Annotated in this window: 17 protein-coding genes; 6 read left to right on the forward strand and 11 right to left on the reverse strand. The window is 71.3% G+C overall.

Translation table 11 applies throughout. From position 1 onward, the window contains the following. Nucleotides 1-12: 12 nt before the first annotated feature. The 5 genes from ACWCQK_RS10670 to ACWCQK_RS10690 are packed head-to-tail and all read right to left on the reverse strand — an operon-like array spanning nt 13 to nt 5,743. Nucleotides 13-2,118: an alpha-galactosidase gene (locus ACWCQK_RS10670; protein WP_451154115.1), complete on the reverse strand. Its 2,106-nt coding sequence runs from the start codon at nt 2,116-2,118 to the stop codon at nt 13-15. Continuing rightward, the gene (locus tag ACWCQK_RS10675) at nt 2,115-3,053 is read right to left on the reverse strand and encodes a carbohydrate ABC transporter permease (protein WP_451154117.1); all 939 of its coding nucleotides are present in this window, start codon (nt 3,051-3,053) and stop codon (nt 2,115-2,117) included. Before ACWCQK_RS10675 ends, ACWCQK_RS10670 begins: the two co-directional genes overlap by 4 nt. Continuing rightward, nucleotides 3,053-3,991, reverse strand: coding sequence for a carbohydrate ABC transporter permease (locus ACWCQK_RS10680; RefSeq protein WP_451154119.1), 939 nt, complete (start codon nt 3,989-3,991; stop codon nt 3,053-3,055). The genes ACWCQK_RS10675 and ACWCQK_RS10680 overlap by 1 nt, the downstream gene beginning before the upstream one ends. A 1-nt stretch (nt 3,992) precedes the next feature. Then, entirely contained in the window at nt 3,993-5,279 is a 1,287-nt protein-coding gene (locus tag ACWCQK_RS10685; RefSeq protein ID WP_451154121.1) for an ABC transporter substrate-binding protein, read from the reverse strand. Nucleotides 5,280-5,314: 35 nt separating this feature from the next. Then, nucleotides 5,315-5,743 carry a hypothetical protein gene (locus ACWCQK_RS10690; RefSeq protein ID WP_451154123.1) on the reverse strand — a complete coding sequence of 143 codons (429 nt, stop codon included), beginning with the start codon at nt 5,741-5,743 and terminating at the stop codon, nt 5,315-5,317. Nucleotides 5,744-6,026: 283 nt separating this feature from the next. Between ACWCQK_RS10690 and ACWCQK_RS10695 the strand changes: the two genes are divergently transcribed. Further along, nucleotides 6,027-10,109 carry a discoidin domain-containing protein gene (locus ACWCQK_RS10695; RefSeq protein WP_451154125.1) on the forward strand — a complete coding sequence of 1,361 codons (4,083 nt, stop codon included), beginning with the start codon at nt 6,027-6,029 and terminating at the stop codon, nt 10,107-10,109. A 396-nt stretch (nt 10,110-10,505) separates the two neighbouring features. On the opposite strand, the gene ACWCQK_RS10700 is transcribed toward ACWCQK_RS10695, so the two are convergent. The 5 genes from ACWCQK_RS10700 to ACWCQK_RS10720 all read right to left on the reverse strand — a co-directional run bounded on the left by ACWCQK_RS10700 (nt 10,506) and on the right by ACWCQK_RS10720 (nt 16,540). Continuing rightward, nucleotides 10,506-11,651 (reverse strand): RNA polymerase sigma factor, encoded by a 1,146-nt coding sequence (locus ACWCQK_RS10700; protein ID WP_451154618.1) that lies wholly within the window; start codon nt 11,649-11,651, stop codon nt 10,506-10,508. Nucleotides 11,652-11,659: 8 nt separating this feature from the next. Continuing rightward, a complete protein-coding gene (locus ACWCQK_RS10705) occupies nt 11,660-12,067 on the reverse strand; it encodes a YciI family protein (RefSeq protein ID WP_451154127.1) in 408 nt (135 codons plus the stop codon). Between the two features lie 300 nt (nt 12,068-12,367). Beyond that, nucleotides 12,368-13,015 carry a hypothetical protein gene (locus tag ACWCQK_RS10710; RefSeq protein ID WP_451154129.1) on the reverse strand — a complete coding sequence of 216 codons (648 nt, stop codon included), beginning with the start codon at nt 13,013-13,015 and terminating at the stop codon, nt 12,368-12,370. Between the two features lie 33 nt (nt 13,016-13,048). Further along, nucleotides 13,049-13,606, reverse strand: a complete 558-nt coding sequence (locus ACWCQK_RS10715) for a hypothetical protein (RefSeq protein WP_451154130.1) — start codon at nt 13,604-13,606, stop codon at nt 13,049-13,051. A gap of 429 nt (nt 13,607-14,035) precedes the next feature. Further along, on the reverse strand, nt 14,036-16,540 hold the full coding sequence (locus ACWCQK_RS10720; protein WP_451154132.1) for a SpoIIE family protein phosphatase: 2,505 nt from the start codon (nt 16,538-16,540) through the stop codon (nt 14,036-14,038). Nucleotides 16,541-16,885: 345 nt separating this feature from the next. Between ACWCQK_RS10720 and ACWCQK_RS10725 the strand changes: the two genes are divergently transcribed. The 3 genes from ACWCQK_RS10725 to ACWCQK_RS10735 all read left to right on the forward strand — a co-directional run bounded on the left by ACWCQK_RS10725 (nt 16,886) and on the right by ACWCQK_RS10735 (nt 19,306). After that, on the forward strand, nt 16,886-17,359 hold the full coding sequence (locus ACWCQK_RS10725; protein ID WP_451154134.1) for a carboxymuconolactone decarboxylase family protein: 474 nt from the start codon (nt 16,886-16,888) through the stop codon (nt 17,357-17,359). A 63-nt stretch (nt 17,360-17,422) separates the two neighbouring features. Continuing rightward, on the forward strand, nt 17,423-18,187 hold the full coding sequence (locus ACWCQK_RS10730; protein WP_451154136.1) for an SDR family NAD(P)-dependent oxidoreductase: 765 nt from the start codon (nt 17,423-17,425) through the stop codon (nt 18,185-18,187). A 216-nt stretch (nt 18,188-18,403) separates the two neighbouring features. Then, nucleotides 18,404-19,306 (forward strand): RNA polymerase sigma-70 factor, encoded by a 903-nt coding sequence (locus ACWCQK_RS10735; RefSeq protein ID WP_451154138.1) that lies wholly within the window; start codon nt 18,404-18,406, stop codon nt 19,304-19,306. Nucleotides 19,307-19,346: 40 nt separating this feature from the next. Here ACWCQK_RS10735 and ACWCQK_RS10740 read toward each other — a convergent pair whose 3' ends face one another. Next, a complete protein-coding gene (locus ACWCQK_RS10740) occupies nt 19,347-20,417 on the reverse strand; it encodes an ABC transporter permease (RefSeq protein ID WP_451154140.1) in 1,071 nt (356 codons plus the stop codon). Between the two features lie 227 nt (nt 20,418-20,644). Here ACWCQK_RS10740 and ACWCQK_RS10745 point away from each other — a divergent pair, with 227 nt between their 5' ends. Continuing rightward, complete coding sequence (locus tag ACWCQK_RS10745) at nt 20,645-21,400, forward strand: esterase/lipase family protein (protein ID WP_451154142.1); 756 nt, start codon at nt 20,645-20,647, stop codon at nt 21,398-21,400. 374 nt (nt 21,401-21,774) lie between these two features. Beyond that, nucleotides 21,775-25,455 carry a S8 family serine peptidase gene (locus ACWCQK_RS10750; protein ID WP_451154144.1) on the forward strand — a complete coding sequence of 1,227 codons (3,681 nt, stop codon included), beginning with the start codon at nt 21,775-21,777 and terminating at the stop codon, nt 25,453-25,455. The last annotated feature ends 199 nt before the right edge of the window (nt 25,456-25,654 follow it).

The following is a 25,654-nucleotide window of genomic DNA, read 5'->3' on the forward strand; positions in this document are numbered from 1 at the left end:
GGTAGGTCGAACCTACGCCGGTCGCGGGTCCGGGTGGCGGGTCAGGACGACCAGGTCGGCGTCGTGATCGGCGCTCCACGCGAACGGCAGACCGTAGTGCAGGAGGTGGGCGCCGCCGTAGGTGGTGCCGCTGGCCTCGTCGCGGTAGCGGGAGCGGGGGTCGAGGCCGCGCAGTCGCAGCCGGGCGGGGCGGCCGGGCATGAGGGGGGCGCCGTCCAGGCGTCCGGTGTTCAGGGCTGCGACGACGGTCCGGCCGTCCGCGCCGTCGTACTGCACGCCGCAGGTGCCGTCGTCCGGGCTGCCGAGCAGGTGGGCCTCGCCGTGGTGGATCACGTCCCGTACGTCCTTGTAGCGGGCGATCCACTCGGCGGCCTCGGTCCGCTGCTGCGGGGACCAGGTGCGCAGGTCGGCGCCGACGCCCAGGACGCCGCACATCGCGGTGACGAAGCGGAAGGCGAGACTGCGGGGGCGGAGGTCGAAGACTCCGGGGGCGTCGGTGACCCAGGAGCTCATCACGTGGGGGGCGTGGGCGCGCAGGAATCCGTACTGGATGGCGAGCCGGTCCAGGGGCGCGGTGTTGTCGCTGGGCCAGAGGACATCGGTGCGGGCGAGGGTGGTGTGGTCGACGCGGCCGCCGCCGCCGGCGCAGCCCTCGACGGTCACCTGGGGGTGGGTGGCGCGCAGGTGGTCGAGGACGCGCAGGTATCCGTGGATGTGGGCGGCGTCGAGGTCGAGGCGGTCGGCGGGAACGTCGCCGGGCCGGCCGCGTTCGGTGGGCGGCCGGTTCATGTCCCACTTGAGGTAGTCGATGCGGTACTCGGTGAGCAGCCGGTCGAGGGTGGCGATGACGAAGTCCTGGACGTCCGGTCGCCCGAGGTCGAGCAGGAGCTGGTTGCGGACCAGGCGGGCGGGGCGGCCGTCGATCCGGTAGATCCAGTCGGGGTGTTCGGCCAGCAGCCGGCTGCCGGGACTCACGGCCTCGGGTTCGACCCACAGCCCGAAGTCCATGCCGAGGGCGCGGACGTCCTCGACGAAGCGGCCGAAGCCCTGCGGGAAGGCGTCCGGGTCTGGGTGCCAGTCGCCGAGGCCGCCGGTGTCGTCCGCGCGGCCGGTGAACCACCCGTCGTCCACGACGAACAGTTCGGCGCCGATGTCGGCGGCGGACTTGGCGAGTTCGAGCTGTCCGGCCGCTTCGACGTCGAAGCCGGTCGCTTCCCAGGAGTTGTAGAGGACCTTGCGGGGGCGGTGCAGCCGCTCTCCGCTGAGCCGGCGTTCGTAGCGGTGCCAGACGCGGGTCAGGCCGTCGAGCCCGTCCGCGCTCATCGCGCAGGCCAGCCGCGGGGTGGTGAGGGTCTCGCCGGGTGCGAGGAGCACGGCGCCCTCGTGGGGCACCCGCCCGGCGCGGACCCGGATGGCGCCGCCGGGCTGGGCCTGCGCGGTGATGTGCCAGTTGCCGGGCCACTCCAGGGCGATGCCGTAGGCGGGGGCGTCGTCCCCGGCGAGATCCTGGACGGCGAGCCACGGCGCGTAGGCGTGTCCGGGGCTGCCCTGGGTGCTGCCCATGGTGAAGGTGCCCCGGGTGAGGTCCAGTTGGGTGTGCTGGAACTCCTGCGACCACTGTCCGCTCAGGTAGGTGAGCCGGGCGCCGGCGGTGACCGGCACGTTGACGGCGCCCGAGTCGAACCGCTCCAGGCGCAGCTCCTGCGGGCCCGTGCAGGTGAGTTCGGTCCAGCGGTGCAGGACGTCGGTGCCCGGGACGACGGCGTAGCACAGGGTGGTGCGCAGGCCGAGGAGGTCGTCGGTGAAGGTCAGCCGGAGTTCACCGGTGTCCTCCTGTGCCCCGCTGAACTCCCACCGGACGTCGCGTTCCTGTCCGGGGCGGGCGGCGATCAGGTCCGCGTCGGTGAAGGGCCGCTGCCCGTGGGGCAGGTACTCGGCGGGGGCCACGTCGGCGGGGGTGATGAAGTGGGTGCGGTGCGACCAGTCGAGGGCCGAGGGTCCGTCCTCGACGCCGTGCGGGCCCCAGGCGTCCAGTTCGGCCCAGGGTCCGTCCGGGGACAGCCGTACGGTGTAGCTGGTGTGTTCGGTGTACAGGGTCCAGCGGTCGTGCGAGGTCACTTCACTGCTCCGAGGTTGAGTCCGGCCACGAAGTGCCGTTGGAAGCGGAGGAAGACGGCCACGGTCGGGGCCGCGGCGATGACGGATCCGGCGGCGATCACGTTCCACATGGACACGTACTGTCCCTGAAGTCCGATGAGGGCAGCGGTGATGGGCATGCGGGTGTCGCTGCGCAGGACGGTGATCGCCCACAGCAGATCGTTGAAGATCCAGGTGAACGACAGGGCGCTGAGCGCGGCCAGGGCGGGCCGGGTGAGCGGGAGGATGATCCGCCAGAAGATCTGCCAGGGCCCCGCTCCGTCGACCACCGCCGCCTGCTGGATCTCGACCGGTATGGACCGCATGAAGCCGTGCAGGACGAAGACGTAGAAGCCGACGCCGAAGCCGATCTGCACGCCGATCAGCGCGGGCAGGGTGTCGTACACACCCATCATCTCGCTGAGTTTGGCCACCGGGATGAGCAGGATCTGCGGCGGCAGCAGGTTTCCGCCGAGCATGAGCAGGAGCAGCGACCGGCGCAACGGCATCTCGTAGCGGCTGAGCCCGAACGCGGCCATCGCGGCCAGGGCGAGCGTCACCACGACGCAGGGGATCGTCACGAGCAGGCTGTTGATCAGGGCGCGCTGCTGGCCGCCGTCGACCCAGGCCTGCCGGAAGTTGCCGAGGGTGAAGGACTGCGGCCAACTGCCCACGCCGTGGGCGGCGATGTCGTCGAAGGTCCGCAGGCTGGTGACCAGGACCAGGATGATCGGCAGCAGCCACAGCAGGGACAGGACGCCCGCGCCCGCGTGGAAGCCGGCGGTCGACAGGCGGCGCCTGCGCAGGGCGACGGCGGAGCCGTACGGATTCCGGGCGGGGTCGGAGCCGTGCGAGGTCCCGGTGCGGTCGGAGCCGTAGGAGGTCGGCGTCGTAGTGGAGTCGTGCGATGTCGTCATCAGTCCGCCTCCCGGAAGGCACGCACGAGGTAGGAGGCGATGACTCCGAAGGCCAGCAGGAAGATGACGACCGCCAGGGCGGAGCCGTAGCCGAGCCGCAGGGACTGGAAGGCGGTGGAGTACATGTAGGTGCTCAGCAGTTCCGAGGAGTGGTAGGGCCCGCCGCGGGTGAGAGACCACACCACGTCGAAGGAGCGCAACGAGTCGATGACGATGACGGACAGGACCACCGCGTTGACGCTGCGCAGTTGGGGGAGCGTCACATGGCGGAAGGTCTGCCAGCGCCCGGCGCCGTCGACCTTGGCGGCTTCGTACAGTACGGGGTCGATGCCCTTGAGGCCGGCCAGGTAGAGCACCATGACGTAGCCGATCTGCCGCCACAGGGCGGGCACGATGACGGCGTACAGGGCGGTGTCCTGGTCGGCGAGCCAGGCGTGCCGCAGGCTGCCGAGGCCGACCGACTGGAGGAGTTGGTTGAGGACGCCGTCCGGCTGGTAGATCGCCTGCCAGACGAGGGCGGTGGCGACCAGGGAGAACACCACCGGCAGGAACAGGGCGGCGCGGTAGAAACCGACGCCGCGGCGCTCCTGTTGGAGCAGCATGGCGGTGCCGAGGCCGAGCATCGCGGACAGTCCGCCGAACAGGACCAGCCACAGCACGGTGTCGATCGCCGCGGTGCGGAAGACCTCGTCGTGCAGCATCTCCTGGAAGTTGCCGAAGCCGACGAAGCGCGGTGCGGAGACCCCGTCCCAGCTGGTGAAGGCCAGGTAGAAGCCCTGGAGGGCCGGCCAGAACACCCAGATCGCCTCGACCAGCAGCGGGATGAGGACGAACGCCAGGACGAGTGGCGGGGTGCGGCGCGGGCCCCCGGCCCCTCGGCCGCGGGGCGGCGTCGGGACCGGGGTCGTCTTGCGGGCGGCCGTGGTGAGGACGGCCACGTCACGCTCCCCAGATCTTCTGGGCGTCACGCTGCCAGTCCGTGAGGATGCTGTTGATCTCCTTGGGCTTGGCGATGAACTTGGTCAGGGCGGTGTCCGCGGTGGGCTGGAGCGCGTCGCTGGAGTCGCGGTTGAAGAACTGGGTGATCTCGGCGGCCTCGGCGACGTGCTTACGGCCCTTGATCACCAGCGGGGTGCCGGTGTCCTTGGCGTCGGGGTGGCACGGCAGCGCGGTGCCGGAGGAGCCCTTGAGATAGAGCTCCTGGGCCTCGACGCCCGCCATGTAGCGCAGCAGGTCGACGACCTGCTCGCGGTGCCCGGACCGGGCGCTGGCGAAGTACCCGTCGGTGGGGGCCTCTTCGGCGAGCGGGATCTTGGGGTCGATGACGGGGAAGCGGAAGAAGTCGATGTCGTCCAGGGCGTCCTTGGGTGCCGCGTCGGCGAAGAACGTGCCGATCAGCATCATGCCCGAACGCCCGTTGAGCAGCGCGGTGCTGGCGTCCTGGAAGGCGACGGCGGTGCCGCTGGGGTCGAAGTACGGCAGCACCTCCTTCCAGCGGTCGAAGACGCGGTGGACCTCGGGGTCGTCGAAGCGGTGCTTGCCCGCGAGGAGCTGGCGGTGGTACTCGGCGCCGTTGATGCGGATGTCGAGGTAGTCGAACCAGGCGGAGGCGACCCAGGGGGTGTTGCCGCCGGCGCCGAGGCCGATCGGGGCGACACCCTTCGACTTGAGCTTGTCGCACAGGTCGAGGAAGCCGTCCCAGTCGGTGGGCGGGCTGACGCCCCACTTCGCGAAGTTCGACTTACGGTAGAACATGCCCCACCAGTAGTACGTGGTGGGCACGAAGACCTTCTTGCCGTTGCTGGAGGTGCACAGCGTCTGCAGGGCCTTGGAGTAGCGCTGGAGGTCGGGCGAGGCCCACACCTCGTCCAGGTCGAGCAGCAGGTCCTTGCCGGCGTACGCGTCCGCCACGGAGCCGGGGTACCAGGTGTAGACGTCCGGCGGGTTGGCGGAGGTGAGGTACGTCGGCAGCTGGGTGCGGAACGTCTCGGCGGCGACGGTGTTGAGTTCGACGCCGCCGCCCTTCTTCTTGTAGGCGGCGACCAGGTCCTGCATCGCGGCCTTGGCCTGCGGCGCGGAGAGGTTGGACTGGAGGGATACCGCGCCCTCGGAGGAGGTCTTGGACGTGGACGGGCTGGAGGTCACGCAACCGCTGAGCAACGCCGCGGTTCCGGCGGCGCCCGCTCCGGCGAGGAAGCGCCGACGGCTGGTCTGTGGAGGGGTCATGGATGGCTCCCGCAAGGTCAGGATGGTTGAGTGATCTACATGAACGCGGTGCGGTGTACGGTGCCGTCGACTCCGCGGTGGACCGCGTCGACCGTTCCGTTCGCACCTGGTACGGCTCCGAGCGCTCCGTCGAACGCGGCGCTGGAGAACTCCTGCCGCTTCAGCCGGCCCTGCCAGGCGCCGGCTTCGTGGCGCTGCTGCCGGAGGGTGTGGTCACCGGCCCGCGCGTACCGGAGCACCTGGTCGCCGGCCGTGACGAGGGTGGGGCTGGTTCCGCCGCCGTCGAGCCGGACGATGTCGTGGCCGCTGTCCCGCAGACCGCTGCTGACGGGTGTGCTCCGGGGCGTCGCGGCGGAGGCGGAGGGGGCCGCGGTCGCCGCGACGACCACCATGACGGCGGCGGCGACGGCACGGCCGGTGAGGCGGCGGAATCCGGGCCTCGGTGCGGGTGCTTGCGAAGTCAAGTGCCACTCCCGGGATTTGGGGAAGCAGTAGGGGCGTGACGCGGACCGTGCGGGTGTGCAGGAACCTCGGCTCACGGCGATGACTTTGGACCGCGGCCGAAACCTTGTCAATATTAATTCCTAATTTAATAGAAACTGAGGGACGTCATCTGTCGGAAACCTTGACAGGGCGCACCCGTCGCGGCACTGTTTGGCAACGTTGTCATGGACGTTGGCAACGTTGTCATCCCCCATCGGGTCGAGCGCCTCGTTCTTTCGACAGCCCTGATCGGAGCCAAGGTTCATGTCGAATCAGTCCTCGCCGCCCTCTCGGCGTGCCGTTCTCTCCGCCGGTTCCACCCTGCTCGCCGGGTTCGGCGTCGGGATGACCCTGCCGACGGCCGCGGCCGCGGCCGGCACCGATCGGCCGGGCACGGTTTCAGGCCGGGGTGAACTCGCCGCGAACCGGCCGGTGACGGTGTCCTCCACCGACTACGGCCCCACTCCCGCCGAGTTCGCCGTGGACGGCCTGGTCGGGGTCGGCGTGAAGAACTCGGGCTGGCGCGCCGCGGTCGGTGACCCCCAGTGGATCTGCGTCGACCTCCAGGCGCTGTCCGAGGTGGAGTCACTGCGGCTCACCTTCGAGGCCACGCTCGACGATCCCCCGTACGTCGACTCGACCAGCGGCAACCCGCGTCTGGACACCACCGGTCAGGAGATCCTGTCCAGCTGCGCGACCGACTTCGTCATCGAGACCTCACGCGACCGGCGCACCTGGACCACCGCGTACCGCACCGACGCGGGCCGGGGCGGGGTGATGGAGATCCCGTTCGCGAAGCCCGTCACCGCCCGCTGGGTACGGATGACCGTCAACAAGCGCTCCAACACCAACCCCGTCGGCCTCAACGGTCTCCAGGTGTACGGCACCTGCCGCACCGCGCGGCCGGCCGTCACCGGCTGGACCGACTGGGGCACCCACCACGGCACGCCTCCGGCCCTGAGGACCGGCGCGGACGGCACCGTACCGCTGGAGTCCGGCTGGGACCTGACGATGGACGACTGGGCGGGCAAGGGCGGCGCGGAGCTGTCCAGGCCCTCGGTGGACACCAGCCGCTGGCTGCCCGCGACGGTCCCCGGCACGGTCCTGACCTCCCTCGTCGACCGCGGCCACCTGCCCGACCCGGTCGCCGGGATGAACAACCTGCACATCCCCGAGGCGCTCTCCCGCCACGCCTGGTGGTACCGCCGCGAGTTCGCCCTGCCCAAGGGCCTGCGCACGGGGACCGGCCGGCACGTCTGGCTGGAGTTCGACGGCGTCAACCACGAGGCGGAGGTCTGGTTCAACGGCTCGAAGGCCGGCACCGTCACGAGCCCGTTCGCCCGCGGCGCCTTCGACGTGACGAAGCTTCTCCAGGACGGCGAGCAGGCCATCGCCGTGCGGATCAGCCCGATGCCGGTGCCCGGCAGCCCGGGCGACAAGGGCCCCCGGGGCCTCGCCTTCGTCGACGCCGGCGCGAACACCATGAACCGCAACTCTCCGACCTACCTGGCCTCTTCGGGCTGGGACTGGATGCCCGCCGTACGGGACCGGGCGGCCGGGATCTGGAACCACGTACGGCTGCGCTCCACCGGGGCGGCCGTCATCGGCGACCCGAGGGTGGAGTCGCGGCTGCCCGACCTGCCGGACACGCGGACGGCCGAGCTGACGATCACCGTGCCGGTGCGCAACGCCGACACCGAGAGCAGACGGATCACCGTCTCCGCCGCCTTCGACGACGTACGCGTCACCCGGACGGTCACGGTGGCCGGCGGCGCGAGCGCCGACGTCGTCCTCAGCCCGTCCGACCACCCCCGGCTCAGGCTGCGCGACCCGAAGCTGTGGTGGCCCAACGGCTACGGCGAGGCGGCGCTGCACGGGCTGACGCTGACCGCGACGGTCGACGGCCAGGAGAGCGACCGGCGCACCACCCGGTTCGGCATCCGCCAGTTCGGCTACGAGTACCAGGTCCCGCTGGTCTTCCAGACCGGCAGCGACGCGTACGCGCAGCGGGTGGACTTCGCCCGGCAGAAGGCGCGTCACGTCCGCGTCGTATGCCACACCCGGGCCACCGACTGGGGCTCCTCCCTGTGGAGCCTGAACGTCGCCGACAGCACGGCGCCCGACACCGACCTCGCGCTGCACAGGCCGGCCACCGCCTCCACGGTCGACACCGACTCCAACGGCGCCGGCAACGTCACGGACGGCGACGCCGGTACGCGGTGGTCCTCCGCCTTCGAGGACGAGCAGTGGGTCCAGATCGACCTGGGGTCCTCCCTCTCCTTCGACCGTGTGGTCCTCACCTGGGAGCAGGCGTACGCGAAGACGTACACCGTCCAGGTGTCGGACGACGGCGAGAAGTGGACGGACGTGAAGGCCGTGGACAACTCGGCGGTGCCGCTGCCGTTCCACACCTCGGGCTCGGCGAGCCTGCAGAACGTGGACTTCGCCGCGCGGACCGCACGCCATGTGCGGATCGTCTGCCACCGACGCGCCACCAGCTGGGGCTCGTCGATGTGGGGCCTGTCGGTGGTGGACAGCACCGCCGCCGACATCGACCTCGCCCTGCGCAAGAAGGCCACTTCCTCGTCCGTCGAGCAGGACTCCAACGGTCCGGGGAACGCCGTCGACGGCAACCCGAACTCCCGCTGGGCCTCGGCCTACGAGGACGAGCAGTGGATCCAGGTGGACCTCGGCGCGGCAGTCCGGTTCGACCGGGTGGCGATCACCTGGGAGCAGGCGTACGCGAAGACCTACACCGTCCAGGTGTCGGACGACGGCGAGACGTGGACGGATGTCACCTCCGTCGACAACTCCGTCGATCCGCTCAGAATCAGCGTCAACGGCGTCCGCGTCTTCTGCCGCGGCGGCAACTGGGGCTGGGACGAACTGCTGCGCCGGATGCCCGCCGCACGCATGGACGCGGCCGTCCGGATGCACCGCGACATGAACTTCACCATGATCCGCAACTGGGTCGGGTGCAGCAACCGTGAGGAGTTCTTCGCGAGTTGCGACGAGCACGGCCTGCTCGTGTGGAACGACTTCCCCAACGCCTGGGGCATGGACCCGCCGGACCACCGGCTGTTCCTCGACGCCGCGCGGGACACGGTGCTGCGCTACCGTATCCACCCCAGCGTGGTGGTGTGGTGCGGCGCCAACGAGGGCAACCCTCCCGCCCCGGTCGACGAGGGCATGCGCGCGGCGGTGCGGGACGCGGCGCCGGACGTGCTGTACCAGAACAACTCGGCCGGCGGCATCGTCACCGGTGGCGGTCCCTACGGCTGGGTGGAGCCCGAGCGCTACTACTCGCCGGGGACCTACGGCAGTGGCGACTTCGGCTTCCACACGGAAATAGGCATGCCCGTCGTCCCGACGGCACAGACCATGCGCCGGCTCGTCGGCGACGAGCCCGAGTGGCCCGTGGGCGATGCCTGGTACCACCACGACTGGAGCACGCGCGGCAACCAGGCCCCGCAGAACTACCTGGCGGCCGTCGAGGCGCGGCTCGGCACCGCGAAGGATCTCGACGACTTCTGCCGCAAGGCGCAGTTCGTCAACTACGAGAACTTCCGCGCCATGTTCGAGGCCTGGAACGCGAACCTGTGGGACAACGCGACCGGTCTGATGCTGTGGATGTCGCACCCCGCCTGGTACAGCACCGTCTGGCAGACGTACGACTACGACTTCGACGTGAACGGCGCCTACTACGGCGCCCGCAAGGCCAACGAGGCCCTGCACGTCCAGGCGGATCCACGGGACGGCCGGGTGATCGCGGTCAACCACACCCCGAACCGGGTCGATCGCGCCACGGTGACCGCGACGTTCCTCGACCTGTCGGGGCGCGAAGTCGCGGCGCGGCAGCGGAAGTCGGTCGACATCGCCTCGTCCGCCACGGCGGAGGCGTTCACGGCGGGCTGGACGGACGCCCTGCCGGACCTCCATCTGCTGCGGCTGCGCCTGGAGGACGCGAAGGGCAGGTTGCTGGCCGAGAACACCTACTGGCGCCACCGGGACGCACAGGCCATGCAGGCGCTGAACCGCGCCGACCGGACCCGGCTGTCCGCCGAGGTCACCGACACGGACCGGACGGGTGGTCGCGGCGGGCTCACCGCGCGCGTGCGCAACAAGGGCGGGTCGGTCGCGGCGATGGTGCGCGTCTCGCTCGTCGACTCCACCACGGGCGAGCGGGTGCTGCCGACCCTGTACAGCGACAACTACCTGTGGCTGCTGCCCGGTGAGGCCCGCACGCTCACCCTGTCCTGGCCGGCGGGGGCGCTGCGCTCGGGCGAGCCGAGGCTGCGGGTGGAGGCCTACAACGCGCCGGCGGTCACCGCGACGGCACGGCACTGACCCACCGGCCCGCGCCCCTGACCCGCGGGCCGGTGCACGTCGGGCGGGCGGTCACACGGTCCCGGGGACGATACGGCCCCCGGTCCCCGGGACGCGATGGCCGCCCGCCTCCCCCACTGAGGCGGGCGGGGCCGAGCGATCGTCTCGTCTGCGGAGAGGGTGGCGGAGACGGCCTGCTTCGCACGCCTCGGGGACGAACTCGGGACCGCCGCGGAGCGCTTCCGGTCGGCCGCATCGGGTCGACCGGGCCGTGGTGGGCGACGGGGGCCCGCGAGATCCCGGATTACCGGCTCTGGGCTCTGGGCTCTGGGCGGGCAGGCAGGCGTACAGGCTGGCGGGCTGGCGGGCTGGCGGGCTGGCGGGCTGGCGGGCTGGCGACCGACATCACCCGACGCGTCAGCCGTTCCGGCGGGCGTTGATCCGGGCGGCCTGCCGCGTGAGGTGGTCGCGCTCGGCGAGGTCGGGGGCCCGCAGGGCCGCCTCGGCGTACAGCCGCGCCGCCGTCGCCAGGTCGCCGTCGCGCTCGTGCAGGTACGCCGCCACCGCGGCGTGGCGGGGCAGTGAGTCGTCCAGCGCCGCAAGCGCCGCCAGCCCGGCGCGCGGTCCGTCGGCCTCGCCGACGGCCACCGCGCGGTTGAGCCGCACGATCGGGCTGTCGGTCAGGCGCGTGAGTTCGTCGTACCACTCGACGATCTGCACCCAGTCGGTCTCCTCGGCGGTGGGCGCGTCGGCGTGGAGCGCCGCGATGGCGGCCTGGGCCTGGAACTCGCCCAACCGGTCCCGGGCGAGCGCCGCCTGGAGGATCTGGACGCCCTCGGCGATCGACGCGGTGTCCCACCGGCCACGGTCCTGCTCGGCGAGCGGCACCAGGCCGCCGTCGGCCGCGGTCCGGCTCGCCCGCCGGGCGTGGTGGAGCAGCATGAGGGCGAGCAGCCCGGCCGCCTCGGGGTGTTCGACGGCGGCCGCGAGCTGCCGGGTGAGCCGGATGGCCTCGGCGGCGAGGTCGATGTCGCCGGAGTAGCCCTCGTTGAAGACCAGGTAGAGCACGCGCAGCACGGTGGCGACGTCGCCGGGCTGGTCGAACCGCACGCCGGAGACCGTGCGCTTGGCACGGCTGATGCGCTGGGCCATGGTCGCCTCGGGCACCAGGTACGCCTGGGCGATCTGCCGGGTGGTCAGCCCGCCCACGGCACGCAGGGTGAGCGCGACCGCGGACGACGGCGTCAGCGACGGGTGGGCGCACAGGAAGTAGAGCTGGAGCGTGTCGTCGACCGCGGCCGCCGGTCCGGGCGCCGGCTCCTCGTCGACGCGGTCCTCACGCCGACGACGGGCGGCGTCCGCCCGGGTCGCGTCGAGGAACCGGCGCCAGGCCACGGTGACCAGCCAGCCCTTGGGGTCCCGCGGCGGGTCGGCCGGCCACACGCGGACCGCCTCGACCAGCGCGTCCTGCACGGCGTCCTCGGCCGCCGCGAAGTCGGCTCCGCGGCGGACGAGGATCGCCAGCACGCTCGGTGAGAGGGTCCGGAGCAGGGCCCCGTCCATCGTCGAGGTCACTCCGTGATGGTGGGCGGCTCGGTCAGGAACGGGCGCAGTTCGAGCCACTCGTGGATCGGCTCCCCGCCCTTGCCGGGGGCGGCCGACAGTTCCCCGGCCAGCTCGACGGCGCGCTCGTAGCTGTCGACGTCGATCACCATCCAGCCGGCGATGAGGTCCTTGGTCTCCGCGAACGGGCCGTCGGTGACCGGCGGGCGCCCCTCACCGTCGTACCGGACGAACGTGCCCTGCGGGGCGAGCGCCTGACCGTCGACGAACTCGCCGGTCCCTTCGAGCCGGGCCGCGAAGTCGTTCATGTACTGCACGTGCGCGGAGATCTCCTCCGGCGTCCACTGGTCCATGGGCACGTCGTTGACCGCGGCCGGAGCGCCTCGGTAGTGCTTGAGCAGCAAGTACTTGGCCATGGTGCTTCTCCTCGGTGCTGGTGCGACCAGTCTGGCCGCATTCACCTCGGGGACGGAGCCAGGCTCGCGTTCTCGACATCGACGTCCAAGATTTCTCACCGGTGAGTCGTCCGGTGTGAATCCGGTGTGAAAGGGATCCGGGGGGGGCTGCGGCATCACCCACCATCCCGCCGCGGGCCCTGGACGGCTCAGCGCTCGCGTCATGACCGATCGCCACGGCGCGGAGCACGCACCGTGGCGATCGGACGGAGACCGGAACTCGGACGAGAGACCGGAACCACTACCGGAACCGAAGGCGCCTCACGTGGTGAGCAGCCTCTTGAAGAAGGACCGGTAGCGGCGCAGGGCCCCGCGCAGCTCCTCGGTACTCACCTGCTCGCCCTCGCTCCACTGCCCCTCCAGGTCCTTCTTGTGTTGCGCGAAGGTGGCCGCGAGGGTCTGCATGAGGTCCGCCACCAGGGCGTCCGCGTCATGCACGGCATCGCGCGGGTCGTCCACGAACTTGCTCTGGGTCTCCTGCCAGCGATCGCGGAACGCTCGCTCGTCGTCGTCCGTCAGCAGCTGCGGAGCCTCGTCCTCCGAAGCCCCCGACGTGCTCTCCGCGCCTCGTTGACTCTCCGCACCTCGTTGGTCCTGCGCGCCCCGGGCGTCCGGGGTACCCGAGGCGTCCGACGTTCCCGGCATGTCCGAGATGCCCGAGGCGTCCGGCCTGGCCGGGGCGTCCGATGTGCTCGGGGCGGAGGCCGCGGCCTCGCCCCCGGACGTGCCCGTGGCGGTGGAACCCCGGCGCTCCTTCTCGGCCGATCTGCCGGCCTCGCCCGGGAAGACCGGGGGCCGCGCGGGCCCCGTCTTCGCCTCTCCTTGCATCTCGTCGGTACCGGCCGGCCGGACCAGGTCCTCGGTGGTCAGGGCGCTCCTCGTACGATTCTTGTCCTCATGGCTGTGCATGGCGTCGTTCCTTCACGCGGATCGATGTCGATGTCAGGACCGGGCGGGCTGCGCGCGACCGCCGTCCGAGAGCAACTCCTCGAACAGAGCGCGGTAGTGCACCATGGCACCCCGCAGCTGCTCGGTCGTCGCCTCGCTGCGCGTACTGAGGGACTCCACGTCGTGCGCGGCGCGATAGTGCTCCAGCGTGCGGCCGTGCTCCACCGACAGGTCCCGCATCTGCTGCTCGAACCCCTCGGTCGGATATCCCCGGTCGTGCATCAGCGAGGTCACCAGCTGGTCCGCGTCATGCACCGCGTCCACCGGCCGGTCCACGAACTCCTCCTGCACACTGCCCCACTCCTGCGCGTAGCGGTCCTTCGAGCCGGCAGGCAGCGGCTTGATCTCCAGCGAGTCATGGCGCTTCTCACGCTCCCTGAGCTCACGGTCGGCGGCGATCCGGCTGCCGGACCCCTCGACGGTGCGCTCGTATTCGGGTCCGAAGCGTTCACGGAGGTGACGGCGACGCATCAGCAGTGCTACCGCCACGATGGCCAGGGCAACCACCACCACGATCGGGATGATGATCGCCAGAAGCGTTCCCGTAGACATGAGGCGCACGCTCCTCAACGAGTAGTGACATACATCCCACGACTTCCCTTATGCACCACTCGTACACACTCGCCACCCCGGAGAACTGCAGACCCCGCCCGACCACGCCGACTCCCGCACCGCCCCGACCGCGCCCACACACCTATGCCCGTACGTCCCCGACCGCGCCGCCCGGCACGCCACACCCCCGTCCGCCCGTGATCACTTCGCCCGGGCGGCGGCCGCATCCTCGGATCACGGTTCGCCGGAGATCCGTACGCCCTCACCGAGCGCGGACGCGTTCGCCACCGACAGCGGAACGCTCTGGCGCGTTGCTCCCCAGGCCCGCTCAGGTTCCCTGCGCGACTCACCCCGCAGGAGGTCCCGTTGAGGAAGTCCTGTCCCAAACCCGCTGTTCGGCTGCGGAGTTCTCGGACTCCTTCCCGCAGCTCAGGCGGGCGATCCCGGCAGAGTGGCCAACGGGCTGGCGTCAAGAGCGTTCATGTTCCCCGCCGGTGGGTCCATCTCGACCCACACGACCTTGCCGCCCGGCACCGAGCGGGCACCCCAACTGCGGGACATCTGGGCGATCATGAAGAGGCCGCGGCCGCTCTCGTCCGTGATGCGCGCGCGGCGCAGTCGCGGGGAGCAGATGTCGCTGTCGAACACTTCGCAGGTCAGGGCACGGTGTCGGAGCAGCCGCAGACCGATCGGACCGTCGCTGTGGCGGACCGCGTTGGTGACCAGTTCGCTGACGATCAGCTTCATGGAGTCCTTGAGACCGTCCAGGCCCCATTCGGCCAGCTGGAGCGCCGCCAGGTTCCGGGCGCGGGACACGGCGGTCTCGTCACCGGGGAGCGTCCAGGAGGCGACCCGGGCCGGGCTGAGCGAACGCGTCCGTACGAGGAGCAGGGTGATGTCGTCGGGCGCCTCCCGGCCCGGGCGGGTGTCCGTCGCGAGGTCGCAGAGGTCGTCCAGGGAGCGGCCCGGCTGTGCGAGGGCGGTGCCCAGGCGGCGCATCCCCTCCTCGATGTCGTGGTCGCGGGCCTCGATGAGACCGTCGGTGTACAGGGCCAGGAGGCTTCCCTCGGGCAGTTCCAGTTCCACGGTCTCGAAGGGGTCTCCCATCCCGATGCCCAGCGGCGTTCCGGCGGGGAGGTCCGGGAAGCTGACCCGGCCCCGCGGGTCGACGATCGCGGGTGGGGGGTGGCCGGCACGGGCCATGGCGCACCGCCGGGTGGCCGGGTCGTAGACGGCGAACAGGCAGGTGGCGCCCACGGCGGAGGCCTGACGCGGCGAACCGGCGTCCTCCGCGGCCATGCGCTGGACCGTGGCGTCGAGGCGGCCCAGCACTTCGTCGGGCGGCAGGTCCATGTCGGCGAGGGCGCCGACGGCGGCGCGGAGCCGGCCCATGATCGCGGCGGCGTGCACGCCGTGTCCGACCACATCGCCGACGACGAGAGCCACCCGGGCGCCGGACAACTGGATCACATCGAACCAGTCGCCGCCGACACCGTGGTCCACATCGGCCGGCAGGTAGCGTGAGGCCACGTCGACCGCCATACCGCCCGCCAGCCGGCGGGGAAGCAGATTGCGCTGGAGCGCGAGGGCGGCGGTGTGCTCACGGGCGTACCGGCGGGCGTTGTCCAGCGACTGGGCGGCCCGGCTGACGAGTTCCTCGGCCAGAAGCAGATCGACGTCCTGGAACGGCGTCGGGTCCTCGGTGCGAAGGAAGACCACCATCCCCAGCACGGCGCGCCGGGTGCGGATGGGGACCACCATCAGCGAGTGCGCACCGTGCCGGCGGATCCTCTCCGCCAGTGCCGGAGCCCGTTCGAGCCACGTCCCCGGGGCCGCGTCCAGGACCGGCTCCAGGTGGGACCTGCCGGTGCGCAGCACCTCGACGGCGGGCGCGGTGTCCGGCAGTTGGACCGGCTCACCGCGGAGCCACGGCGATTCGGGGGCCCCTTGGTGGATCGACGCGAGACCGGCCCGCCGGAACACCGGGAGGTGGTCCCCCTGCGGGCCGACGCGGACCGGGGGCCCCTCGCCGAACGGGACCGACTGCTCCAGGTCCACGGCGACGTAGTCGGCGAGCAGGGGCACGGCGACGTCGGCGAGTTCCTGGCCCGCCTGCATCACATCCAGGGTGCTGCCCAGGCGCGTACCGGCCCGGCTGAGGACGCCGAGGCGCTCACGTGCCCGTCGGCTCTCGGTGACGTCCGCGCTGATGACACACACTCCCAGCGGACGGCCGTCGGCGCCCAGGAGGCAGTGGAACGACACGGCTCCCGGCTGATCCCGGTCCAGGCTCTCCGACAGCCACATCCGGTACTCGTGGACCAGCGGGGCACCGCTCCGGAACACCTGCCGCATCAGCGCCTCGAGCACGTCGGACCCCTCGGCGGGCTGCGCGTCGGCGCACCTGCGTCCCAGCCGCCGGTCGGCCGGGACACCGTCGTGCCTCTCCATCGCGTCGTTCGTGAAGACGCACCGCAACTGCCGGTCACGGACGACGACGCCGATCGGCGCACGGGACAGGAGCCGCCCCCGCACGGCCGCGGACAGCTCTTCGCCCGACAGCGCCCCGGTGTCGACCAGGGACAGGAGCCAGCGCGCCTCTCCGTCGCACCCCCGCAACATCGAGATCCGCAGGCTGACGTCGAGTACGCGGCCGTCCCGGTGGCGCACCCCCGCCGTGCCCGACCAGCCGTTCCGGACCCGGCACCGGTCGACGAACGCCGATGTCGTCGACGCGCCCCCGAAGGACGGGACGAAGAAGGCGGCGGAGCGGCCCACCGCGGCCGGGGCTGAGTACCGGACGAGCCGCTCGGCGGCCTGCGTCCATCCGACCACCGTGCCCTGCTGGTCCAGCAGCGCGATGGCCGTGTCGGACATGTCGGATGCGCTCAGTTGCTTACCGAGCGTCACTGCGTACTGACTGGTCATGGTCATGGGATCGCCGTCCTTGATGGCACGGGGGGCGGGTGACGCAGGAGCTTGAAGGCGATTCGCCCCATTTGCACCATTGACCGGACACGCCTCCGCTCTGTGACAGAACGCACAGTGAAGCGATGCGACGGCGATCCCGTACGACGGCGCGGACAGCTTCGAGGACTGCGCTGTCCGAGGGCGCTCGCCGACTCGGACAGCGCTGCCATGCACCGCGGCGCCCTGCTCTGCGCCGCGGTGCGCTGCTCCGCTCCGCGTGTCCGCGGTCACACCCACGCCGCTGTCACATCCGGTCGCGCTCTCCGGTCAGTAGTGCGTAAGTAACCACACCCCACCCGGGAGTTCGCCATGGAATCGCGCATCGACTACTTCGCCAACCCCCTCGCCGGCAAGGTGCTGAAGCACATCAACTCCGCGGGCAAGGCGGCGTCGGAGTCCGGTCTGCCGCACGCCACCCAGGAGCTGGTGAAGATCCGCGCCAGCCAGATCAACGGCTGCGGCTTCTGCACCGACATGCACACCAAGGACGCCGCCGAGGCCGGTGAGACCGCGCAGCGGCTCAACCTCGTCGCCACCTGGCGCGAGGCCACCATGTTCACCGACGCGGAGCGTGCCGCGCTGGAGCTGGCGGAGCAGGGCACCCGCATCGCGGACGCGGCCGGCGGCGTGAGCGACGAGGCCTGGGCGAACGCCACCAAGCACTTCGACGAGGACCAGCTCGCCGCGCTCATCTCGCTCATCGCCATCATCAACGCGTACAACCGCATCAACGTCATCAACCAGCAGCCCGCCGGCAGCTACCAGCCCGGCATGTTCGGCTGAGCGAGCCGCCACCACCGGCTTGACGTCGACCCCCGATCCCCGCACATCGATCAAGGTGATCACATGACCAGCTCTGCAGCCCAGCCCTTCGCGGACCATGTCGCCATCGTCACCGGCGCGGGTTCAGGTATCGGCCGGGCTACGGCGATGGCCCTGGCGGAATCGGGGGCGCGCGTCCTCGGAGTGGGTCGCCGAAAGGACGCCCTGGAGGCGACCGCCCGAGAGCACCCCGGCATCGCGGTACTGCCGATCGACATCTGCGCGGACCACGCGGCCGACACCGTCGTCAGCGCCGCCGTGGAGCGGTGGGGACGCCTCGACCTGCTGGTGAACAACGCGGGCACCACCGCCGTCATGCCACTGGCCGAGACCGACCGTGCGGTGATCAGGTATCTGTTCGAGCTCAACGTGACGGCTCCGAGCCTGCTCGCCCACGCGGCCCTGCCGCACCTGCGCGAGTCGTCCGGCTCCATCGTGAACGTGTCGAGCACTTACGGTCACCGCCCGCTCGCGGGCGCGGCCCACTACGGCGCCACCAAGAGCGCCCTGGAGCAACTGACACGAAGCTGGGCACTCGAACTCGCCTCCGCGGGTGTCCGTGTCAACGCCGTCGCCCCAGGCCCCACCGAGACCGATGTCCTGGCGGCGGCGGGCCTGCCCGACGACACCATCAGGGAGCTGCGCGCCTCCGAGCGCGAGCGTATCCCCACCGGCCGGCTCGGCGATCCCAAGGACATCGCGGACTGGATCCTCCGCATCGCCGACCCGCGGGGAGCGCATGTCACCGGGCAGGTCCTGACGATCGACGGCGGACTCGAACTCGTCTGACCGTCACGGGACGCATCGGGCTCCCGCGCCCGCGTGCAGTCGGGCTCCCGTGCCCGCGTGTGGCACTCGCCGACTCTCCGTGGTCGGTGAGTGCGCTCCAGGTGCCGCCGCCGTGCGCGAGGACCGGCGCGGCCGCGCCGCACGCGGCCTGCGGTGGACAGCGCCGCGACGCCTTGTAGCGTGGAAGTCCGAGGCCGAAAGGCGGGACCACGGACTATGCACGCTGGTGACGACATCGACATCGACTCCCTCGACCAGGCGACGAAGGACTTCCTCGCGGCGCGCCCACGGCTGTTCGGCATCGCGTACCGCGTGCTCGGCAGCGTGGTCGAGGCCGAGGACATCCTTCAGGAGGCCTGGATGCGGTGGCAGGACACCGACCGGACGCGCGTCGTCGAGCCGACGGCCTTCCTGACCACGATCACGGCCCGTCTGGCCATCAACCACGCCCAGTCCGCCAGGATGCGGCGGGAGTCCTACGTAGGGCCCTGGCTCCCCGAACCGGTCGACACCAGCGCGGATCCGCAGGTGGGCGCGGAACGCGCGGAGGCGATCGAACTGGCCGTGCTCTTCCTCCTCGAAAAGCTCAACCCGGTGGAACGGACGGCCTATGTCCTGAGGGAGGCCTTCGACTACCCCTACAAGCAGATCGCCGACATCCTGGAGACGAGCGAGGCCAACGCCCGCCAGCTGGTGAGCCGTGCGCGCAGGCACCTGGCCGCCGAACGCAGGGAGCAGGTCGAGCCGACGGAACACCGGCGTCTGCTGGAAGTGTTCCTCACCGCTGCCCGCACGGGCGATCTGGCGGTGCTCGAAGACGTGCTCGCCGCGGACGTCGTCAGCTACGCCGACGGCGGAGGAATGCGCGGCGCGTCGAAGATCCCGGTCGTCGGGCGCGCCCATGTGTCGAAGTACCTGGTTGCCTTCGCACCACGGTTCTGGCCCCAGGCGGAGGTCCGCTGGGTCGAGGCCAACGACCGTCCGGCCGTGCTCGTCACCTCCGGTGGCCACGCCGTGGCCCTGCTGTCCATCGACGTGTCCCCGGAGGGGATCGACCGGCTCATGTGGGTCCTCAGCCCGTCCAAGCTGGCGCTCTATACGGCCTCCCTGACCGGCTGAACCCACTGTCAGCCGGCGCGGGCGCCGGTCGGAGGCCGGGTCATGCCTCGTCCGGCGAGGACGCGCGCTCCGCTCGCAGCTGCCGGCGTTTCACGAAGCAGAAGACACAGGTCGACAGCAGGGCCCATCCGGCGAGGACCAGGAACGGCAACGTGTGCAGGTGGCCCGGGAAGTAGACCTCGGTGTGAATCGCGCCGATCGCGGCCCCTGACGGGAGCCAGGGGCCGACGATCCGCAGGAACGAGGGGAGCAACGGCCAGGAGACCGCGCCGCCGGAGGCCGGGTTGCCGATCAGGACGATGATGGCCCAGGTGGGAAGGATGGCCCAGCGTCCGATCAGGACCATGAACATGAGAAACAGGGTGCTCGCGACGTACATGGCCAGGGCCAGTGTCAGCCACACCCGCACGAAGGGCAGGTCGAGGGCGCCGAGGAGCCAGTCCACGACCGCCGCGATGGTGAACGTGCCCAGGAGGCTGTAGGCGACGGTGAAGGCGATGCGTGTGGCGGGGCCGAGCGCGCTCGCGTGGACGTTGAGCTGGATCGCGCCGACGAAACCGACCACCACGGCCGCCAGTGTGATGTAGAAGATCGCGAGCCCTCGCGGATCGCCTTTCTGGTCGGGGTTGATGTCCCGCACCACGACGTCCACCCCCACGGCCTTTCCCACCGCCGGAGCCGCCTGCTCCAGGAGTGCGGCCACGGACGCGCCCGACGCGGACGACACGTCGAGGGTGACCCTGCGCGCCTGCCGTACGTCGAAGATCGCGAACGACGTCTGCGCGTCGATCGCGTTCCTGGCCTGCGGATAGCCGGAGTACCGGTGGGGGACCAGCGCGGCGTCCAGCGCCTTGTCCATCCCGGCCAGGAAGGCGCCGTGCTCCGGCCGGGCCGAGCCCACCACGGCGACGGGAACGCGGTGCGGGGAGGGGTTGGCGAACGCGTACGTGTAAGACCACGCGAAAACGCCTGCCGCCGCCGAGACGAGGATCACCAGGACCGTCGCCGGCAGGAAGGGGGACTTCCTGAAGGCGTCCCAGAGCTCCCTGTGCCGCGGAGACCTCCGGGCAGCCTCATGGACAGGTCCGCCCTGCTCGTTCGGCTCGGCCATGGCGTTGACGCTAGGTCAGGCGATCATGACGCGCATCCGGGATACGCCCGTACGGCAGGGGCCCCGAGGCCGGCCGCCCCGCCCGGCCACCCCGCGTCCCGGAGCGTCCGCCGTACGTCCGCCGCCACCACGGACACTGGTGATTTCGCCGATGGCGCCCGTGCCGTGCCCCACGACTCTGGTCGGGTCAGGCACCCGCATCCCCGCATCCTCGTCAGGAGGGCTCCATGCGTCGTCGCTTCCCGCGCCGGCTTCTCGGCGTTCTCGCGGCCGCCACGGTCGCGTCCACCCTGTTCTTCTCCGCGTCGACGGCCGGCGCGGCCGACTCCTCGACCACGGCCGCGTCGGCCGCCTCCGCCGTACGGGCGGCCGACGCGGCCGCTCAGCCGCTGGCGACCAGCACGCCGGTCGTCTTCGTCCACGGCTACACCGGCAACGCGTCCAACTGGGTCACCGCCATGAGCGTCTTCCGGGCCAACGGCTGGTCGAGCTCGAACCTGTTCGCCTACGAGTACAACTCCTACGGCAACAACATCACCAACGCCCAGGGTCTCGCGACCTTCGTCAACAACGTGAAGTCGCGGACCGGCGCGAGCAAGGTCGCGATCGTCAACCACTCGATGGGCGGGCTCGTCAGCCAGTACTACCTGAAGGTGCTGGGCGGCAACACCAGCGTCAGCCACCTCGCCTCGATCGCCGGCGCGAACCACGGGACCACGTACGCCGGCGCCTGCCTGATCTACACGACCTGCCAGCAGATGTACCCGGGGTCCTCGTTCATCGCCCAGATCTCCGCGGGCGACGAGACGCCGGGCAGTACCCGGTACTCCACCTGGTACTCGGCGTGCGACGGCATCATCCTGCCGTACACCAGCACCCGGCTGGACGGCGCGACCAACAACAACGTGGCCTGTCAGACCCACATCGGGTACCTGACGGACACGGTCGTACTGGGCCAGATCGCCCGCTTCGTCGCTTCCTGAGGACGGACGACAGCAGCCTCGCCCCGCTCGTGACCGAACACCACTCGTCCCCGGCGACTTCGACGCCGGGGACGAGTCGTCGCCACCGAGGCCGACCGGTCGCAGCCCAGCCGTCAAGTCGCCTTTCCTGAGCGGCAGTTGCGGCGAAGGATGCGACACCCGGAACATTCGCCGGTGGTGAATCGGCCGCTACGACGGACGAGTTACCGCCGTGTCATGAACCGGTGCGGGCCGTAGCGCAGTTGTGCCATGGCGCAGCTGCGCCAGTGCAAATTCCTTGCTGCGGGTTGGGGACACCCCGATGATCCAGACCAATCGCGTTCCCTTCCCACTAGGGGTTGTCCGTGCTCAGATTGCCTGTTGCAGGACCGGGGTTGACCGCGCTCGGCGTGGTCGCCTCCCTGGCGCTCGGGGTCATACCGGCCACCGCCGCCGTGCCCGCGGACCCGCTCGTCTCCGTGTCCGCCCCCACCGCGCAGCCGTCGCCCAAGAGCGGCGGCGCCCATACCGTCACCCTGATCACCGGTGACCGGGTCACGATCGGCACCGCGGCCGACGGCACCGAGGTGCGGTCCTTCGAAGCCGCGGGGGGTGCCACCACGGGTTTCCACCGTGCCGTGATCGACGGGGCCACGTACGTGTACCCCGACGCCGTCCTGCCGTACGTGAGCGCCGGAAAGCTGGACGAGCAGCTGTTCAACGTGACCCGGCTGATCGCCGACGGTTACGACGACGCGCACACCTCCCGGCTGCCGCTGATCGTGAGCTACACCGACGCCGCCGCCCGGTCCCGCGTCCAGCCGAAGGTCGCCGGATCGGAGGTCGTGCGCCGGCTGGAGAGCATCCAGGGCGCGTCCCTCGCCGAGAACCGCGAGCAGGCCGACGCGTTCTGGTCCGCGCTCACCGGCGGTGACGGCGCGAGGGCCCGCTCCGCGCGACCGGCCTTCGCGGGTGGCATCGCCAAGGTCTGGCTCGACGGCAAGGTGAAGTCCGACCTGGCCGACTCGACCGCGCAGATCGGCGCGCAGCAGGTCTGGGCGGAGGGGAACACCGGCACGGGCGTGAAGGTGGCGGTGCTCGACAGCGGCGTGGACGGGGAGCACCCGGACCTGACCGGGCAGGTCGACACCAGCGCCAGCTTCGTCCCGTACGAGGAGGATGTCGCCGACTACAACGGCCACGGTACCCATGTCGCCTCGACCATCGCCGGGACCGGCAAGGCCTCCGACGGCAAGGAGCAGGGTGTCGCGCCCGGCGTCCGGCTGGCCGTCGGCAAGGTGCTGGACAGCGAGGGCAGGGGCCAGGAGTCCTGGATCATCGCGGGCATGGAGTGGGCCGCCCGCGACCAGAAGGCCAAGGTCATCAGCATGAGCCTGGGCGGCGGCGGTGACGCCACCGACCCCATGAGCCAGACGGTCGACCGGCTCAGCGACGAGACGGGCGCGCTGTTCGTCATCGCGGCGGGCAACGGGGGTCCCCACGCGATCAGCAGCCCCGGTGCCGCGGACGCCGCGCTGACGGTCGGAGCCGTCGACTCGGCGGACCACCTCGCCGACTTCTCCAGCCAGGGCCCGCGTGAAGGTGACAGCGGCCTGAAACCCGAACTCACCGCGCCCGGCGTCGACATCGTGGCGGCGCGCTCGCACTACAAGCGAGGTTCGGGCTACTACACATCGATGAGCGGGACGTCGATGGCGACCCCGCACGTCGCCGGAGCCGCCGCGCTGCTGGCCGCCGAGCACCCGGACTGGACCGGCTCCCGGCTGAAGGAGGCGCTGGTCAGCAGCGTCCACGCGACCCCGTCGTACACGCCGTACCAGGCGGGCGCCGGCCGGCTCGACGCGCTGGCGGCGACGCACACCTCCGTCTTCGCCACCTCCAGCGCCTACTCCGGCCTCCACACCTGGCCGTTGCCGCCGGACGCGACCGACGTCCAGCACGTGACGTACACGAACACCGGTGGCGCCCCGGTCACGCTCGATCTGGCCGTCGCCGGGACCGTACCGTCGGGGCTGTTCACTCTCTCGCAGAACCGGATCACCGTTCCCGCGCGGGGCACCACCTCGGTGGAACTGACCGCGCATCTGGACCGGGTCGCACCCGACCAGTCGGTCAGCGCCCAGCTCACCGGTACGGACAGTGCCGGTGAGGTACGGACCCGGACCCTGGTCGGCGCGGCCAGGGAGGGACAGCGGCAGCAGCTGACCGTCACCGCCAAGGACCGCTCCGGCAAGCCGCTGGCGGGCCGGGTCGTCCTGACCGCCGAGCACCTGTTCACGGTGCTGGACCTCGACGAGTCCGGCACGGGCACGGCCCGGCTGCCGGTCGGCACCTACAGCGGATGGCTCATCAGCGACGTCCGGGGCGCCCATGGTCCGCACTCGCTGGGCATGGCGATGCTCGCCTTCAACGACGTGCGACTGGACCAGGACCGTACCGTCCCCCTGGACGGCCGCAAGGCCCGGGAGGTCCGGGTACGCGTGCCGCGGCAGACCACGCCCGTCGCGCCGCGTCTGGACATCCACCGGTCGTTCACCGACAGCCTGGTCGAGTCGTCCATGCTGCCCAACGCCGCCTACGACAGCATCTGGGCACTGCCCACGGGCAAGAAGGTGACCGACGGCGAGTTCGAGTTCGGTGCGCGCTTCCGTATGGAGCAGCCCGCGCTGACCTTGAGTACGACGTCGACGGACTTCGTCGATCCGCTGGTCAAGCGTGCCGCGAAGCCGCTGCCGGCCGGCACGCGGACGCTGACGGCGGTGGACGCCGGAACCGGCACGGCCAAGGAGCTGGGCCGCCTGGCGGCACGGGGCAAGGCCGTGGTGGTCCGGGCCGGCGACCAGCACGACATCGCGGCACCGGCACAGGCCGCGGCGGACGCGGGAGCGTCGCTGCTGGTCGTCGTCAACGAGGGCACCGGCCGACTCCAGCCGTGGGACGAGACGCCCTGGAGCCCGCAGAACCCGGCGCCGCTCACCGTGGCGACCCTCAACGCCGACCAAGGCGCCGACCTGACGGACGCGCTGCGCCACGGACCGGTCAAGCTCGAGGTCACCTCGCACCCCACCACCGACTACCTGTACGACGTGGTGCACCACTGGTCCGGCGCGGTCCCGGCGGACCCCACCTGGCGGGAGAAGGCCGAGGACCTGGGCAAGGTCGACGTGTCGTTCCGCAACTACCGGCCCGGCAAGGCGCTCGAGTACCGCGCCGACGTCTGGCGGGGCTGGGCCGTCGGCAACCAGCTGACCGCCCCCGCCCAGGGAGAGCGGACCGACTGGGTCACCTCCGGCGCCACCTGGCTCGACGACGCCTTCATCCAGGGCGAGACCGGGCAGCACTCGATCGACGTGCTGCGCTACCCGGCCCGCCGCACGGGCAAGGTCAGCTGGTTCGGACCGATCCAACGCCCCCGGATGGGCCCGATGGGCTACCAGCCGGTGCGCTACCTCGACGCGATGTACATCACCGCGCCCGGCTGGGGTGACTCGGGCGCCGGCCACGTCGGCGAGGCGGGAGCCAACTTCGCGGTCAAGGACTGGATGTCGCTCTACCAGGGCGACCAGCAGCTCGACTGGGGCAACGCCGAATGGCTCCAGGTCCCCGCGCTGGCACCCGAGGCGCTCCCCTACCGGCTGGTGATCGACAACGACCGGGGCACCTGGGCCGCCCCGTACTCGACCCACACCCTGACCGAGTGGGACTTCACCTCCGCGGCGACCGGGGCCGAGTCGACCGCCTCCCTGCCGCTGATCCAGCTCGACTACGGCGTGGACACCGACACGGCCGGACGGGCCGACCGGCACGCCACGCTGACGGTGAACGCCTCCCACCTGCCCGGGACCACCGCCGCCATCAAGAAGCCGACCCTGGAGGTCTCCTACGACGACGGCAAGGTCTGGCACACCGGCGGCCTGACCCCGACCCGTGACGGATGGCGGACGTCGCTGAGCGCCCCGAAGTCGGCGGGCTTCGCCACGCTGCGGGTCACGGCCCGGGACGAGGCCGGCAACACCGTGTCCCAGACGATCACCCGGGCCTTCGGCCTGCGCTGACGGCACCGAGTGCACACCAGGTGGGCGGGACCGCGGCCGGCGGTCCCGCCCATCCGCGCACGCGCCGATCGGCCCCGGCCACCACGCCTTTCGCGCCCGGCCCCCACCGCTTCCGTGCCGGACCACCCCGCTCACCCGGGTAGGCCCCGGGGGGCGTCGCCGTCCCGCCTCGCCCTCCCTTGTAATACGATGTTCAACC

This window comes from Streptomyces sp. NPDC002306 (genome assembly GCF_053593435.1).

What these genes read in the sequence shown, in the direction of transcription:
- ACWCQK_RS10675 (WP_451154117.1), bottom strand. Translation starts at nt 3,053, where the DNA reads ATGACGACATCGCACGACTCCACTACGACGCCGACCTCCTACGGCTCC.
- ACWCQK_RS10685 (WP_451154121.1), bottom strand. Translation starts at nt 5,279, where the DNA reads ATGACCCCTCCACAGACCAGCCGTCGGCGCTTCCTCGCCGGAGCGGGC.
- ACWCQK_RS10695 (WP_451154125.1), top strand. Translation starts at nt 6,027, where the DNA reads ATGTCGAATCAGTCCTCGCCGCCCTCTCGGCGTGCCGTTCTCTCCGCC.
- ACWCQK_RS10700 (WP_451154618.1), bottom strand. Translation starts at nt 11,651, where the DNA reads ATGGACGGGGCCCTGCTCCGGACCCTCTCACCGAGCGTGCTGGCGATC.
- ACWCQK_RS10705 (WP_451154127.1), bottom strand. Translation starts at nt 12,067, where the DNA reads ATGGCCAAGTACTTGCTGCTCAAGCACTACCGAGGCGCTCCGGCCGCG.
- ACWCQK_RS10710 (WP_451154129.1), bottom strand. Translation starts at nt 13,015, where the DNA reads ATGCACAGCCATGAGGACAAGAATCGTACGAGGAGCGCCCTGACCACC.
- ACWCQK_RS10715 (WP_451154130.1), bottom strand. Translation starts at nt 13,606, where the DNA reads ATGTCTACGGGAACGCTTCTGGCGATCATCATCCCGATCGTGGTGGTG.
- ACWCQK_RS10720 (WP_451154132.1), bottom strand. Translation starts at nt 16,540, where the DNA reads ATGACCATGACCAGTCAGTACGCAGTGACGCTCGGTAAGCAACTGAGC.
- ACWCQK_RS10725 (WP_451154134.1), top strand. Translation starts at nt 16,886, where the DNA reads ATGGAATCGCGCATCGACTACTTCGCCAACCCCCTCGCCGGCAAGGTG.
- ACWCQK_RS10730 (WP_451154136.1), top strand. Translation starts at nt 17,423, where the DNA reads ATGACCAGCTCTGCAGCCCAGCCCTTCGCGGACCATGTCGCCATCGTC.
- ACWCQK_RS10735 (WP_451154138.1), top strand. Translation starts at nt 18,404, where the DNA reads ATGCACGCTGGTGACGACATCGACATCGACTCCCTCGACCAGGCGACG.
- ACWCQK_RS10740 (WP_451154140.1), bottom strand. Translation starts at nt 20,417, where the DNA reads ATGGCCGAGCCGAACGAGCAGGGCGGACCTGTCCATGAGGCTGCCCGG.
- ACWCQK_RS10745 (WP_451154142.1), top strand. Translation starts at nt 20,645, where the DNA reads ATGCGTCGTCGCTTCCCGCGCCGGCTTCTCGGCGTTCTCGCGGCCGCC.